The organism is Leptolyngbya boryana PCC 6306 (assembly GCF_000353285.1).
GTDB lineage: Bacteria > Cyanobacteriota > Cyanobacteriia > Leptolyngbyales > Leptolyngbyaceae > Leptolyngbya > Leptolyngbya boryana.
The window spans coordinates 1,015,340-1,028,190 of record NZ_KB731324.1 but is presented as its reverse complement, the minus strand read 5'-3'; the positions used below and the strand labels follow the sequence as shown (position 1 = coordinate 1,028,190).

14 protein-coding genes are annotated in these 12,851 nt (G+C 46.1%); 6 read left to right on the top strand and 8 right to left on the bottom strand.

The window, feature by feature from the left end; all coding sequences use genetic code 11:
- Positions 1-166: 166 nt before the first annotated feature.
- From LEPBO_RS0104765 to rsmH, 4 genes are all read right to left on the bottom strand, one after another.
- The gene (locus LEPBO_RS0104765; protein WP_026148423.1) at positions 167-586 is read right to left on the bottom strand and encodes a helix-turn-helix domain-containing protein; all 420 of its coding nucleotides are present in this window, start codon (positions 584-586) and stop codon (positions 167-169) included.
- On the bottom strand, positions 558-866 hold the full coding sequence (locus LEPBO_RS0104760) for a type II toxin-antitoxin system HigB family toxin (protein WP_017286394.1): 309 nt from the start codon (positions 864-866) through the stop codon (positions 558-560). Before LEPBO_RS0104760 ends, LEPBO_RS0104765 begins: the two co-directional genes overlap by 29 nt.
- A gap of 10 nt (positions 867-876) precedes the next feature.
- On the bottom strand, positions 877-1,950 hold the full coding sequence (locus tag LEPBO_RS0104755; RefSeq protein ID WP_017286393.1) for a histidinol-phosphate transaminase: 1,074 nt from the start codon (positions 1,948-1,950) through the stop codon (positions 877-879).
- An 80-nt stretch (positions 1,951-2,030) separates the two neighbouring features.
- Positions 2,031-2,894: a 16S rRNA (cytosine(1402)-N(4))-methyltransferase RsmH gene (rsmH, locus tag LEPBO_RS0104750; protein WP_017286392.1), complete on the bottom strand. Its 864-nt coding sequence runs from the start codon at positions 2,892-2,894 to the stop codon at positions 2,031-2,033.
- Positions 2,895-3,086: 192 nt separating this feature from the next.
- On the opposite strand from rsmH, the gene LEPBO_RS0104745 reads away from it, so the two are divergent.
- The 3 genes from LEPBO_RS0104745 (at position 3,087) to LEPBO_RS0104735 (ending at position 6,566) form a co-directional block, all read left to right on the top strand.
- On the top strand, positions 3,087-4,271 hold the full coding sequence (locus tag LEPBO_RS0104745) for an NAD(P)H-quinone oxidoreductase subunit H (protein ID WP_017286391.1): 1,185 nt from the start codon (positions 3,087-3,089) through the stop codon (positions 4,269-4,271).
- A gap of 724 nt (positions 4,272-4,995) precedes the next feature.
- The gene (locus LEPBO_RS0104740) at positions 4,996-5,214 is read left to right on the top strand and encodes a hypothetical protein (protein ID WP_017286390.1); all 219 of its coding nucleotides are present in this window, start codon (positions 4,996-4,998) and stop codon (positions 5,212-5,214) included.
- 269 nt (positions 5,215-5,483) lie between these two features.
- A complete protein-coding gene (locus LEPBO_RS0104735; protein ID WP_017286389.1) occupies positions 5,484-6,566 on the top strand; it encodes a class I SAM-dependent methyltransferase in 1,083 nt (360 codons plus the stop codon).
- A 205-nt stretch (positions 6,567-6,771) separates the two neighbouring features.
- Here the strand turns inward: LEPBO_RS0104735 and LEPBO_RS0104730 are convergent, their stop codons facing one another.
- Positions 6,772-7,824 (bottom strand): septal ring lytic transglycosylase RlpA family protein, encoded by a 1,053-nt coding sequence (locus LEPBO_RS0104730; RefSeq protein WP_017286388.1) that lies wholly within the window; start codon positions 7,822-7,824, stop codon positions 6,772-6,774.
- Positions 7,825-8,167: 343 nt separating this feature from the next.
- Between LEPBO_RS0104730 and purM the strand changes: the two genes are divergently transcribed.
- Both purM and rsmA read left to right on the top strand, forming a co-directional pair.
- Entirely contained in the window at positions 8,168-9,196 is a 1,029-nt protein-coding gene (gene purM / locus LEPBO_RS0104725) for a phosphoribosylformylglycinamidine cyclo-ligase (RefSeq protein ID WP_017286387.1), read from the top strand.
- Position 9,197: 1 nt separating this feature from the next.
- Entirely contained in the window at positions 9,198-10,010 is an 813-nt protein-coding gene (rsmA, locus tag LEPBO_RS0104720; RefSeq protein WP_017286386.1) for a 16S rRNA (adenine(1518)-N(6)/adenine(1519)-N(6))-dimethyltransferase RsmA, read from the top strand.
- A 120-nt stretch (positions 10,011-10,130) separates the two neighbouring features.
- Here rsmA and LEPBO_RS39780 read toward each other — a convergent pair whose 3' ends face one another.
- On the bottom strand, positions 10,131-10,751 hold the full coding sequence (locus LEPBO_RS39780; protein ID WP_017286385.1) for a hypothetical protein: 621 nt from the start codon (positions 10,749-10,751) through the stop codon (positions 10,131-10,133).
- A gap of 148 nt (positions 10,752-10,899) precedes the next feature.
- Between LEPBO_RS39780 and ispE the strand changes: the two genes are divergently transcribed.
- Complete coding sequence (gene ispE, locus LEPBO_RS0104710) at positions 10,900-11,841, top strand: 4-(cytidine 5'-diphospho)-2-C-methyl-D-erythritol kinase (protein ID WP_017286384.1); 942 nt, start codon at positions 10,900-10,902, stop codon at positions 11,839-11,841.
- A 116-nt stretch (positions 11,842-11,957) separates the two neighbouring features.
- Here ispE and LEPBO_RS0104705 read toward each other — a convergent pair whose 3' ends face one another.
- Positions 11,958-12,437, bottom strand: a complete 480-nt coding sequence (locus tag LEPBO_RS0104705; protein ID WP_017286383.1) for a DUF3368 domain-containing protein — start codon at positions 12,435-12,437, stop codon at positions 11,958-11,960.
- Entirely contained in the window at positions 12,434-12,718 is a 285-nt protein-coding gene (locus LEPBO_RS0104700) for a UPF0175 family protein (protein ID WP_017286382.1), read from the bottom strand. Before LEPBO_RS0104700 ends, LEPBO_RS0104705 begins: the two co-directional genes overlap by 4 nt.
- Positions 12,719-12,851: the final 133 nt, after the last annotated feature.

Genomic DNA, 12,851 nt, shown 5'->3' with positions numbered 1-12,851 from the left:
GCAATACAAGAGGCGCAAGTCACCAGACCTATTATCTAGGACGTAGGCAAACTTGCAATCGAGACTGCTGAATTTCGTTACTTTTTCATTCATTTGCTGTTTTTAATGGAACGATCGCTTCACGCCACAAAGCGATCGCATCTGAAACAAAGCGCGATCGCATTTCTTACACTCGCGATCGCATTTCTAGAGATTGTGGAGACACCCGAAAGAACGTCGCTAACTGTTGCACTTGAAGCTTCGAGGGTTGAACTGCACCGCTTAAAATCCCATCTACGATCGATTCATCTTCCAAAATCGGCACTAGATCTTGAGGCAGCAAATTCATCTCCGTCATCAGCAACTTAAGCAATGCAAGTCCCGTCAGCCTTGGAAAAACTTCCGTCCTTTCCTCATACTCATAAACTAGCGTCCCTAAAACCTTGAGATAATCCTGATCATCCTGCGTCAAAGGACTGCGATCCAGAATCGCATTAATCCGAGCTTGCGTTGCTAACAGTTCCGCATCATCAGTAATCGGACGAGGAGGAAACGCATTAATCAATTGCATATAATAACTACTCGGCATCTTCAAACCAGTCGTCATTTTTCCAATCCTCCTCGTCGTATTCTGCATGAGTCAGAACTGCTCGAATAAAAATGATCTGAAACCGATAATCCAAGTACGTGATTAATCGATAATTGTTACCACCAATATTGACGATAAAATTTCCGACTAAATCCGCAGAAGGAAACACCTCTCTGACTTGAACAAAGGTATCAAACGAGTTCGACACCACACGCTCATACCAAGTTAGCAAACTGGTCTGAGCATTCGCGTGTTTCTCCCAAAACTTTCTCAGGGTGCTTCGACTAATGACTCGCATAGAAATTGAGCTAGGTCAGAGCATTCTTGAGTCGATCGAACATGCGTACATTTTCATCCGGTGTTCCGATCGTAATCCGCAACCCGCCACCTGTATGCCGAATAATCGTTCTTTGCTGTCTCAATTGTTCGGTTAATTGCTCTAAATCATGACTCGATCGCGCGTAAATAAAGTTTGCTGCACTCTGCCAAAGTTGCAGATTTGGCAGTTGTTCGAGTTTTTGATAAACGATCGCTCTTTGTTCTAAAATCTCTGACACGACTTCTAAAAGAGAATCGCGTTCTGCCAAAGCCAACCGCGCCGCAGCGATCGAGAAACTGGGCAAATTGAACGGTAAACGCATTTTCTCTAACGCTTCAATCATTTCAGGATGCGCGATCGCATATCCAACCCGATGCGCTGCTAATCGAAATGCTTTAGAAAACGTTCTCAAAATGATCCAATTCGGGCGTTCCAGCAATTGATCCGCCAAAGTCGTCTGGCTAAATTCAAAATAAGCCTCATCAATCACAACTAGAATGTTTTGCGGCAGACTTTTTAACCAGGCAATTTCGGCAGAAGTCAGCGCATTTCCTGTCGGCGAATTCGGATGAACAACAAAAACAACACGAATCGCTTGAGTATCGATCGCATTCTGAGCCGCTTGCAAATCAATCTCGAAATTCTTAGGAGAACGATCCACACTCACCACTGGAATTCCCAAAGTCTTCGCCAAAATTCCATACATGGAGAACGTTGGATTGGCAACGAGAATCGACCCTTCGCCATTCAAACAAGTACACATCAGAATCGAGCGAATCAATTCATCTGAGCCGTTGCCCACTGAAATATTTGAGTTGGTGAATTGCGTTCCAGCGTATTGCGCGATCGCATCTTTCAGCGCTAAATATCCGCCATCTGGATATCGATTGGACTCGATTTCATTTTGCCAAGTCCAGGCTAATTTTTGCTTGAGTTCATCCGGGAGATCGTATGGATTTTCATTCACATCTAAGCGATCGGGATGATCCAGATGTGAATTATCTGTATGCTGCGTGTTATATGCCGCAAATTCAGCCAGATCGGAGCGAATGAACTCAAGCATGATCAAAAAATTAAAGAGTTTGGCAGAGATCTGAGTCTATCAAACTCTTTAAAGCCTGAGACGAGGAAGAACTAGAACAATTAATGGTCGATCGCTTTCCTCTCTGCAATTCGCAACTTCGCCGATCGAGATCTGACATTCTCCCGAATCTCATCCTCCTGGGCAATAATCGGCTTCTTTGTGAGTACTGTCAAAAGTTCCGACTCTTTCAGTCGATGCTTAACGATCCGATCTTCCAAACTATGAAAACTAATAATTGCAATCCGCCCGCCTGGTTTTAGCCACATCGGAGCTTTCGCAATCAAAGTCTCCAACACCTCAAGTTCTCGATTCACTGCAATTCGCAATCCTTGAAACACGCGAGTTGCCGGATGAATTCGACCATATCGATATTGCTTCGGAACGGAGTGTGCGATCGCATCCGCTAATTCCGTCGTCGTCTTAAACGGTCGCTGTTCGACAATTCGCTTGGCAATTCGCCGCGACAGTCTCTCCTCGCCATAGGTGTAAAAAATATCAGCCAGCTTCGACTCTTCCCAATGATTCACAATCTCAGCAGCTGTCAACTCCTGCCTGCGATCCATCCGCATATCGAGTGCCGCTTCCTGCCGAAAACTAAACCCGCGATCGGCCACATCCAGCTGAACCGAACTCACACCCAAATCCGCCAAAATTCCATCAAATCGTGTATCACCGGGATCAAATTCTGAGAAATTTTCGTGATAGAACGTAACACGATCGCCTAATTTCGCTTTTGCTGCCGCGATCGCAGTTTCATCCTGGTCGATCGCGCTTAACTGCACCGCATCCGCCGCTGCCAAAATCAACGCACTATGCCCACCACCACCAACCGTTGCATCCAAATAATGTCCACCGCTTTGAATCGCCAAACCTTCGATCACTTCGCGACTCAAAACTGGAATATGGTGAAAATCTAAAGTCATGAAAACAAAGGGCGCTCACTGCGCCATCGACTTAATTCTATCCGGGTCTAAGTGTAAATTGAATCCTGACAAAATTGATTCCAAACCGCACGAAGAGGCATGATTCTCTATAATTAAAAAAGTGCAACAAGCGCCCAAAAGCCCGAAATCTAAGCTTTTCCCAAAATCTGTGAATCGAGAGGCAGAACACCGATGGCAATGATCGAAACCAAAACAGAACCCATGGTTCTCAACATGGGTCCGCATCACCCCTCCATGCACGGGGTAATGCGCTTAATCGTCACGCTCGACGGCGAGAACGTGGTCGATTGCGAACCTGTCATTGGCTATCTTCATCGCGGCATGGAGAAAATCGCCGAAAACCGTACCAACATTATGTTCGTGCCTTATGTTAGCCGTTGGGACTACGCGGCAGGCATGTTCAACGAAGCCATCACGGTCAATGCTCCCGAACAACTCGCTGGGATCCCCGTTCCGAAACGCGCCAGCTACATCCGGATGATCATGCTGGAATTGAACCGGATCGCAAATCACCTCCTGTGGCTTGGTCCGTTTATGGCAGATGTCGGCGCACAAACTCCTTTCTTCTACATCTTCCGCGAACGCGAACTGATCTACGACCTGTGGGAAGCAGCAACAGGCTACCGCATGGTTAACCACAACTACTTTAGAATCGGCGGTGTTGCTGCGGATCTGCCGTACGGTTGGGTGGATAAGTGCTTAGACTTCTGCGACTATTTCATGCCGAAAGTCGATGAATACGAGAAGCTGATTACTGATAATCCAATCTTCCGTCGTCGTGTCGATGGTATTGGAGTCATCACTCGCGAAGATGCTATTAACTGGAGCTTATCCGGTCCAATGCTGCGCGCCTCTGGCGTGAACTGGGACTTGCGGAAAGTTGACAAATACGAGCGCTATGACGAGCTAGATTGGGATGTGCATTGGGAAACCGCAGGAGATTGCTTTGCGCGTTACCTAGTGCGGATTCGCGAAATGCGTGAGTCCGTCAAAATCATCAGACAAGCAATTAAAGGCTTGCCAGGTGGACCATTTGAGAATTTGGAAGCGAAGCGGATGCTCGAAGGTCCCAAATCTGACTGGAATGGACCCGATTATCAATTCATTGGTAAGAAGATCGCACCGACATTCAAGATCCCCAAAGGAGAACACTACGTTCGACTCGAAAGCGGCAAAGGCGAATTGGGTGTCTTCATCATGGGAGAGGATCATATCTTCCCGTGGCGCTTCAAAGTTCGGGCAGCAGACTTCAACAACGTGCAGATTCTCCCCTACTTGGTCAAGGGCATGAAGGTGGCAGATATCGTTACGATTCTCGGTAGTATCGACATCATTATGGGATCAGTCGATCGCTAAACTCCTTGCCCAGACCTCATCAACTCCAGGCAGGTAACGAACCTGCCTTTTTTGTTGCATTCTGTATCGCGTTTGATAAAACACAACATGATGTCCTCAAATGCTTCATTTTAAGCTAGTATGAGTTGCGGCTAGATTTTAAGCTTTCAATAAACTTTTTTTAATCTCGTTCTGTGCTCACACGGAGGCAACCCAAAATCAGTTTCCGTCAACAGCTCAGTGCTGGATATTGTTTGAGAAGCGTGACTTTATTTTCGTCTGTATACGGATATTCCTGCTAGAGACTCAGCTAGTGCGTATGCTGGAGTAGCTTTCAGGGATGTATTTCAGGCGATTCTATGGCTCGCAGCACTCTAATGAGTTCAAGGATTCGATCGAGGAGTTTCGTAGAATTTGTAGCGTATCTGAATTAACAATCTATACTTCTGTGAGAGCGTTTGGCTATTCGACTAAAGTAGGAGATTTTTCTACTTTGCCTACTCTGCTGTGAAATGGTGCTCCATTCTAGCCACTCGTCCGCCAATTTCAGCAATAACACTGAGCGAATGCACGGACAGACGCTCTTGCAGCAAAAAGATTGACTTTTTTCAACTTAGACGCTATCAATAGTATGTGAACTGAAGCGCGACCCCTAGATGTAGCGTTTCTCTCCAAAACCGGATCTTAAGCTTAATTCGAGTGATTGTTCATTTCTTGTAACGCCCTTATTCTCCACGGTTGAATTATGAAGTACCAAGAGCAGCTAACTCCCTGGGTTGTATATCAGTTGACTTCTGACCTCCAACGTCAGGTTGTCATTCGGTTCCGTCGTCGTAACGATGCAGATTCGTATTTGAAGGTTCTGACTCAGACCCGTCCAAACGCGAAGTTCATCGTAGCATTTGATGCTCCGCAGGCTACAACGAATGTCGCAGCAGAAGAACCTGCTTTGGCAAAAGCGTAAACCCTAGGCGGAGTGTGGTGCAGTTTTTGATTTTTAGTGGACGTGCATCCCTCCTTCCTGAATCCTAGATTTCAGTTTAGATAGCGATTTAGTACAGATACTCTACTGTAGCCAGCTAAAAAATGCAATAGAGTGAAAGACGATCGTTTCTAGTATTCAGGTGAATTGTGTTTGCTCAGGACAATCAATCTTTGGACGAGTCGAGTCCTCTTTACAATTTAATATCGCAGCGAATTCGCGGATGTTCACGGTTAACGTTTGCCGAATTTATGGATCTTGCGCTGTATTGCCCGCAATTGGGCTATTACACGCGACAGCGCGAGAAAATTGGGGCGAAGGGTGATTTTTTCACTTCGTCCCATTTGTCTTTTGATTTTGGGGAATTGCTGGCGGAACAGTTGATCGACATGTGGCAGGTCTTGGGTCAGCCGAATCCATTCACTGTAGTGGAAATGGGTGCGGGTCAAGGATTGCTGGCTGTGGATATTTTGCGATATCTAGAGCGCCGAGATTTAGATTGTTTTTCTGCGCTGTCTTATTTAATCCTTGAGAAGTCGGCAGCCCATGTGATTGAACAGCGGCAGCGATTAGGACGTTGGATTGAAAAAGGCGCACGTATTGATTGGACGACGATCGAGAATATTCCAGAATCGTCGATCGTGGGATGTTTCTTTTCCAACGAATTAGTCGATGCCTTTCCAGTACATTTGGTGACGGTTCAGGATCATCAACTGAAAGAAATTTATGTTGAACTCATCGATAACAGATTCAGTGAAACGATCGCTGAGCTTTCAAGCGAGAGATTAGCGAAGTATTTTGAGTTTGTGGGCGTTGATGTTTCTGGCTATGCAGAGGGATATCGAACCGAAGTCAATTTAGCTGCGCTCGATTGGATGGATGCGATTGCGAAACGGCTAAAATCTGGGTTCGTTTTAACGATCGACTATGGATATTCAGCGACGCGGTATTACAATCCTATGCGATCAGGGGGAACATTGCAATGCTACTACCAACATAGCCATCACAACGATCCATATATATATGTGGGAGAACAAGATATTACGGCTCATGTGAATTTCACGGCGCTGCAATTACAGGGAGAATTGTCAGGATTGCAGACTGTGGGATTAACTCAGCAAGGTTTATTTTTAATGGCGTTAGGCTTGGGCGATCGATTATCGCAATTGACTCTCACCGAACCGACCAGTAGCGAGGATTTACAAAATCGATTGCAGCGCCGCGACGCATTGCATCAACTGATGAATCCAATGGGATTAGGTGGATTTGAGGTTTTGATTCAGAGCAAAGGGCTAAATGCAGACATCAAACTAAAAGGGCTAACCCATGATTGAGCCGAATCACCTGTAGGTGTAGGAAATCAGTGAGGATAAATCCTCCATCCTCACTGATTCAGCGAGGATAGAGGATCAGAGTCTGTACTCAGAAAAATCAACTCAATCTAGAAATTCATAGATGGGTGCTGCAAATCAACCGCGAAATTTCAATTGCAGCATTGAACAGGAGTGAACAATTCACCCATCCGAATGTCCTAAACTTCTAATTTCCTGCAATTCTGTCTCGAACTTCAAGGCGAACGGGAGCAACGCCGCTTTGAACTAATCCGAGCACACGAGCCGCACCTGCAGACAAATCAATCACGCGACCACCGGAGAACGGTCCACGATCGTTAATCCGCACTGTCACTGTTCGACCATTGTCTAAATTGGTTACTTGCACCAGCGTACCAAAGGGCAAAGTTCGATGAGCCGCGGTCATCGCGTTCTGATTGAACACTTCACCACTCGCGCTCATATTGCCGTGAAAGCCAGGTCCATACCAAGACGCCATCCCCTGAGAGCGGAACCGAATGGGACCGAGAGCCACTTCTTGAGGAGCACGTTGCGGACGATTCGACACTTGGCGCAGGGGTTCTGCATTTCCAAGCAATCGGCGGAGACGATTTGCAACCTGGAGCGCATCTTGCTCAGGATCGCGCGTTGAGTTTGGCAGAATCGTTTCTGGATCGACCGCGACGATCGTTTTTTTATTTGCCTCGATCACAAATCGATCGCCGGACTTTTGTTCGTTCCATCGGACGGTGATTTGATCTGCGTTAATACCGTCACGGTGGAGTTGGTTTAATTTTGCTGCGATCTCAGTGGCTCTTCTAACTGGATCAGCAGAGGAATTCTGGCGCGATGGAGTGCGAGTATCAACTTGGGAATTAGACGCACCGTATTTCAGTTTCGCGGCTTGGGTAGAGGAGTCAGCAACCTCACCGACTTTCACTTCGTCTGAGGAAATCCGGGACTGACCTAGAAACGTAACAACGGGAATATTACGGACATAGAGGGTAGCGGCTTTACGCCCAGAGATTTCGTGCGAATGAATCTTCGCGATCGATTCCTGGCTTTGGGGGGTCAGCTGTTCACCGACTTTTTGTTCTTCGCCCATCTTCACCACGGTTGGAGAAGACGGTCGGGGAGCCTCAGTAGACTCTTTCGATCCTTGGCTGGCTGCCTGGGTGGACTCCGCAAGGGCGGCGGTCACACCGACCGTACTGGAACACAGTAACGCGGCAGTCAATCCGCTAATCAATTTTTGGTTCATACATCCTATATGAGATTCACTTCAAACCTTGAGTCCGAGATGTGGCGGTCTGCCAACTGACACAACTTAAGCTGTGCTAACTCGTACTCGCTCCGTGTTCACTCCTGAGTTCAGAACTGCAACAGACTAGCATGAAGTTTTTACCCAGGGGATCAGGGTGCTATCAGTGCGAAATGAAACTTCATATTAGCTTCAAATTCTGACAAAAGACGAAGGTCTTGCATACAAAGGCTTTTAGGGATTTATAGGCAGGCTGAGGATTTTTCAGCTTCACGATAACTTTACGATAACTTCATACATTTTGTGAGGTATGCTGTTGTTTTGCAGATTCACGCGCAGGTTCATGGATTACCGGGAAGCAGGAGTTGATGTTGAAGCAGGACGGGCGTTTGTTGATCGCATTCGCGATTCTGTCAAGCGTACTTATCGTTCTGAGGTTTTAGGAGGCTTAGGTGGATTCAGCGGGTTATTTCAATTACCGTCTGGATATCAAGAGCCGATCTTAGTTTCAGGAACGGACGGAGTTGGGACGAAGCTAAAATTGGCACATCAACTCGATGTTCACAATACGGTTGGCATTGACTTAGTGGCGATGTGTGTGAACGATGTGTTGACCTGTGGAGCCGAACCATTATTTTTCCTCGATTATGTGGCGACGGGAAAATTGCTACCGGATCAGCTTGCCGATGTCGTGGATGGAATTGCCCAAGGGTGTGAGTTGTCAGGATGTGCCCTGATGGGGGGCGAGACGGCGGAGATGCCCGGTTTTTACCAGCCGAATGAGTATGATTTGGCTGGATTTTGTGTTGGCATTGTTGAAAAGGGCCGAATTTTAGATGGCTCGCGTGTGAAAGTTGGCGATGTCGCGATCGGGCTTGCGAGTTCAGGCGTTCATAGCAATGGGTTTAGTTTGGTACGGAAAATCGTGGTCGATCGTGGATTTGATTGGAGCGATCGACCGAGTGATTTGGGCGGTGCGACTTTAGGTGAAGTTTTACTCACACCGACTCAGCTTTATGTCAAACCGATCTTGGCAGCATTGAAAGCCGGAATTGAGATTCATGGCATGGCGCACATTACGGGAGGCGGTTTGCCAGAGAATTTGCCGCGCTGTTTAGCGCCCAATCAAACGGTTGAAATTGATCCCCATGCTTGGGAAATTTTACCGATTTTTCATTGGTTAGCGAGTCAGGGCAATGTTGCACCCAATGCCATGTTTAATACTTTTAATATGGGGATTGGTTATGTTGTGATTGTTCCAGAAGAAAGTGTCGATCGTACTTTGGAATTTTTCACAACTCACGAGTTGAAACCATCAAGAATTGGAACAGTCGTTCCAGGTTCGGGTGAACTATTAGGATTACCGGAATAACGTGCCAAAAGCGAGAAAACAGTTTGGGCAACATTGGCTAAAGAGTGAGAAAGCTTTAGCCAAAATTGTCAGTGCCGCTGAATTGAACGAAAGCGATCGCGTTTTAGAAATTGGGCCAGGAACGGGGATTTTAACGCGGCAATTATTATCGCAAGCTCAGGCAGTCGTTGCGGTTGAAATTGATCGAGATTTGTGCCCGATTTTAGTTCAAAAGTTTGGGCAATTTGAGAATTTCGTCTTACTTCAAGGCGATTTTCTCACACTCGATATTGATGAATTATTAGAGCCTTTTCCAGCATTTCAGCAGCCTCGAAAAGTCGTTGCTAATATTCCGTATAACATTACAGGTCCAATTCTCGAAAAGTTGCTAGGTACGATCGCGGCTCCGAATCCGCAGCCTTTTGAATCGATCGTCTTGCTGCTTCAAAAAGAAGTGGCGTTAAGAATTTGCGGGAATCCCAATTCGAGTCATTACGGAGCATTATCGATTCGGGTGCAGTATTTGGCAGATGCAGAATTTATCTGTGATGTGCCAGCAAAGGCATTTTCACCTCCTCCGAAAGTCGATTCGGCAGTGATTCGTCTGAAGCCAAGAGCGATCGAGCTTCCTGCAAATGATCCGAGAAAATTAGAGACGCTTGTGAAACTAGGATTTGCAAGTCGGCGGAAAATGCTGCGGAACAATTTGAAGAGCTTAATTGAGGTTGAAGAGTTGAATCAATTGCTTGAGCGTTTGAATCTCAATCCTCAAGCAAGAGCCGAAGATTTGAGCGTGGAAGAATGGGTGACATTGAGCAATGCCTTTGTTAGTTGATATTTGTCCCTAGCGAACGGCTTGAATTTCGCTCAACCTGGCAAGAAATTTGATAGCAGATCTCTCATGTTGAGCGAAGCCAAAATACAACTCACTCGTAAATTGATCTCACTTAATGATTTACTGCCCACACGTGCGCTCATAGTAACCGTGCACATCTTCATCGATGCAACGTTTCTTTTTCTTGTCATATCTTCGGCAGTATTTTTTCTCGCGCCAAACGTTTCGAGCGCTGCGATTTTGCTCGATCGTTCTTTCTTCAAATGAGGCTGTAAACCCGCCTGATTCAAGTACCTGATTTCCCCGTTTGATTTCGTATTCAAACTGATTTTCTCCAGGGCGTACAGCTAGAAATCGACCTTTGTGCTCATCCCCAAATCGGATATCAAAATCTTCTGAAACATCTCCGTTGAAATATTCTCGATCGGTAAACGGTTTCGTCTCTCCCGGAAATCCAAACGTCACATTTCTAATGACTGCCCGAAGTTCTGGGGCAGGGCGAGTTGTCTTTGAGTAAAATCGCGATCGCGCAGAAGCCACTTGTTCGCCGGGACATTCACCTGTGTAGCGAATTCCGACGAGTGGAACGGTTGCTTGACCAGTATTGCCAACACTTCGACCTGAAAAGAGAAATCCAACCATGGGCAGATCTTGGGCATACCCTGACGTTACGGCAACCATTAGTCCAATCACTGCGAATCCAAATAGACCAAGCACTTTTTTCAGGAATGTTGTTTTCATTGTTCTACGTAAATCAAGATGACTGCTGTTGCGATTGCTTCTGTTTTCAACTGTTTGGGAGAGTTTACGGAAACACCCGTAAAAAATTATTGGTGTGAAGGTGTCCCTACAATCCCGATAATGGTATAGGTCTGACTCAGCGAATCTTATGCGATCGTATTCTCTCGTTGCTCCCGCTAAAATTAATCTCTATCTGCAAATTGTGGGCGATCGCCCCGATGGCTTCCATGAACTCGTCATGGTGCTGCAAAGCATTGAACTGGCGGATTTAGTCACAGTTCGCGCGATCGGCACGGATCAAATTCGGGTTCACTGCGATCATCCGGCAGTTCCGGTCGATCAAACAAATTTGGCATACCGAGCCGCAGAATTGATGATGCAAGAATTTCCTGAAATGGCTGCTCGATTCGGCGGTGTGGAAATTGATTTGCAGAAGCGGATTCCGATGGGGGCAGGCTTGGCAGGCGGATCGAGTAATGCGGCTGCAGTCTTGGTTGGAATTGATCTGATGTGGAATTTGGGGTTAACGCAGTGGGAACTGCAAGAACTTAGCGCCAGACTCGGATCGGATATTCCATTTTGCATTTCAGGCGGGACAGCCTTGGCTACGGGACGAGGAGAGCAGCTTGCACCGCTGACCAGTTTGGATCATCTCTATGTTGTTTTAGCCAAATATCGGGATCTGCCTGTTTCGACCCCTTGGGCGTACAAAACCTATCGGCAAAAGTTTGGTGGCACTTATCCAAAATCGCCATCAGAGATTGAAGCGAAGAAAGCGCGATCGAGAGAAATGCTCAATGCGATCGCTCATCATGATTTCAAACAAATCGGACAGCACTTATACAACGATTTGGAATTGGTCGTGTTACCAGAATTTGAGAAAATTCAACAGATCCGAGATCAGTTTGCGAAGTTTAATCCGATTGGAACGATGATGTCTGGGTCGGGATCGACTGTGTTTGCTTTGGCGGAATCGCGATCGCAAGCAGAAGAAATTCGAGAAAGAATGCGATCGAGTATTCCTGATTCGGATTTAGACCTTTGGGTGACGAAATTAAGCCAGTGCGGTGTTCATCTGGCGAATTCTTAATCTACGCGATATCGCATTAACGTCTTAAGCAAGCTCTTGAAGAAATTGATATTTTCAATTCATCCAACGAGCAATCGGGATTTGTTGCAGTTGGCTTTCTCTGAGAGCCATTGGTTTTACAGCTGTTCAAATTGATCGATTAATGTTTGGATTAGACTCGCAGAAGCACGGAAGGTTGTTTGTTGCAGTCGAGAAATCGCAGTTGGAAAATCAATTTTTCCTTGTTGACCTGCTTTGACTAAGATGCCTAAAACTCCTACGATCGCTAAGCCTCTTTGTGTCGCAACCGCTCTTGCAGCTTGATCGTCAAGGAGAATTAAGTCGGCTTGCAGTTCTTCAGCTAATACGATCGCGTCTCGTTCTCCTGGGTCAAGTGCATCAGCGGACAGAGTGTTTGAGGTTGTAACTGCTCTGATTTCTAACCAGCTTGGAGGTTGGGCGATCCAGGCTTGAACAATTGCAGGAGATTTGGGGGCGGCTAATTCATCTCGAATTATTTCGGGAATTACGATGCGATCGTACAACTCTGGGAGTAAGTCAATCAAATCAATCAGTAAGAGATAGCAAAGAGGGGAAGTGTCAGAGATAACGATCATGGTGTAGCTAGATTACCTTCTGATTGAAGGGTTTCTAGCGTGTCTAGATCCTTCTTTAAATCAGACAGATCGTAATTGAGATCAACCGCTCGCTGCTTGAAGAAAGCATCAAGTTCCAACCGCGTTGAAAATCCAAGGAGTTCTCTCGCTTTGCCTGAGCTAATCCATGCGTTTCGATAAGCTTCAATAACGCAAAGTTCGAGCATCTTTCGCTCTAAATTTCCTGGGTTGGTTTGTAGCTGATTTCCCAGGATGTCAGGAATCTCGATTGTAATTTGCATTGTTTTATCCAAGATAAATAACTTTCGATCTCGCTCTTGTGAATAAATTACTTATACAGGTTTGGCAAGCATGGAAACAAACGATCACGTTTTACAAGTTGATTTCATTATCGCTTACGGTCAGCATTCGGGA

Bases quoted from the DNA above. Each gene is read 5' to 3' on its own strand.
- LEPBO_RS0104740 (WP_017286390.1), top strand. From the start codon at position 4,996: ATGAAGTACCAAGAGCAGCTAACTCCCTGGGTTGTATATCAGTTGACT.
- LEPBO_RS0104745 (WP_017286391.1), top strand. From the start codon at position 3,087: ATGGCAATGATCGAAACCAAAACAGAACCCATGGTTCTCAACATGGGT.
- LEPBO_RS39780 (WP_017286385.1), bottom strand. From the start codon at position 10,751: ATGAAAACAACATTCCTGAAAAAAGTGCTTGGTCTATTTGGATTCGCA.
- LEPBO_RS0104700 (WP_017286382.1), bottom strand. From the start codon at position 12,718: ATGCAAATTACAATCGAGATTCCTGACATCCTGGGAAATCAGCTACAA.
- purM (WP_017286387.1), top strand. From the start codon at position 8,168: ATGGATTACCGGGAAGCAGGAGTTGATGTTGAAGCAGGACGGGCGTTT.
- LEPBO_RS0104755 (WP_017286393.1), bottom strand. From the start codon at position 1,950: ATGCTTGAGTTCATTCGCTCCGATCTGGCTGAATTTGCGGCATATAAC.
- rsmH (WP_017286392.1), bottom strand. From the start codon at position 2,894: ATGACTTTAGATTTTCACCATATTCCAGTTTTGAGTCGCGAAGTGATC.
- LEPBO_RS0104765 (WP_026148423.1), bottom strand. From the start codon at position 586: ATGACGACTGGTTTGAAGATGCCGAGTAGTTATTATATGCAATTGATT.
- LEPBO_RS0104760 (WP_017286394.1), bottom strand. From the start codon at position 866: ATGCGAGTCATTAGTCGAAGCACCCTGAGAAAGTTTTGGGAGAAACAC.
- ispE (WP_017286384.1), top strand. From the start codon at position 10,900: ATGCGATCGTATTCTCTCGTTGCTCCCGCTAAAATTAATCTCTATCTG.
- LEPBO_RS0104730 (WP_017286388.1), bottom strand. From the start codon at position 7,824: ATGAACCAAAAATTGATTAGCGGATTGACTGCCGCGTTACTGTGTTCC.
- LEPBO_RS0104735 (WP_017286389.1), top strand. From the start codon at position 5,484: ATGGATCTTGCGCTGTATTGCCCGCAATTGGGCTATTACACGCGACAG.
- LEPBO_RS0104705 (WP_017286383.1), bottom strand. From the start codon at position 12,437: ATGATCGTTATCTCTGACACTTCCCCTCTTTGCTATCTCTTACTGATT.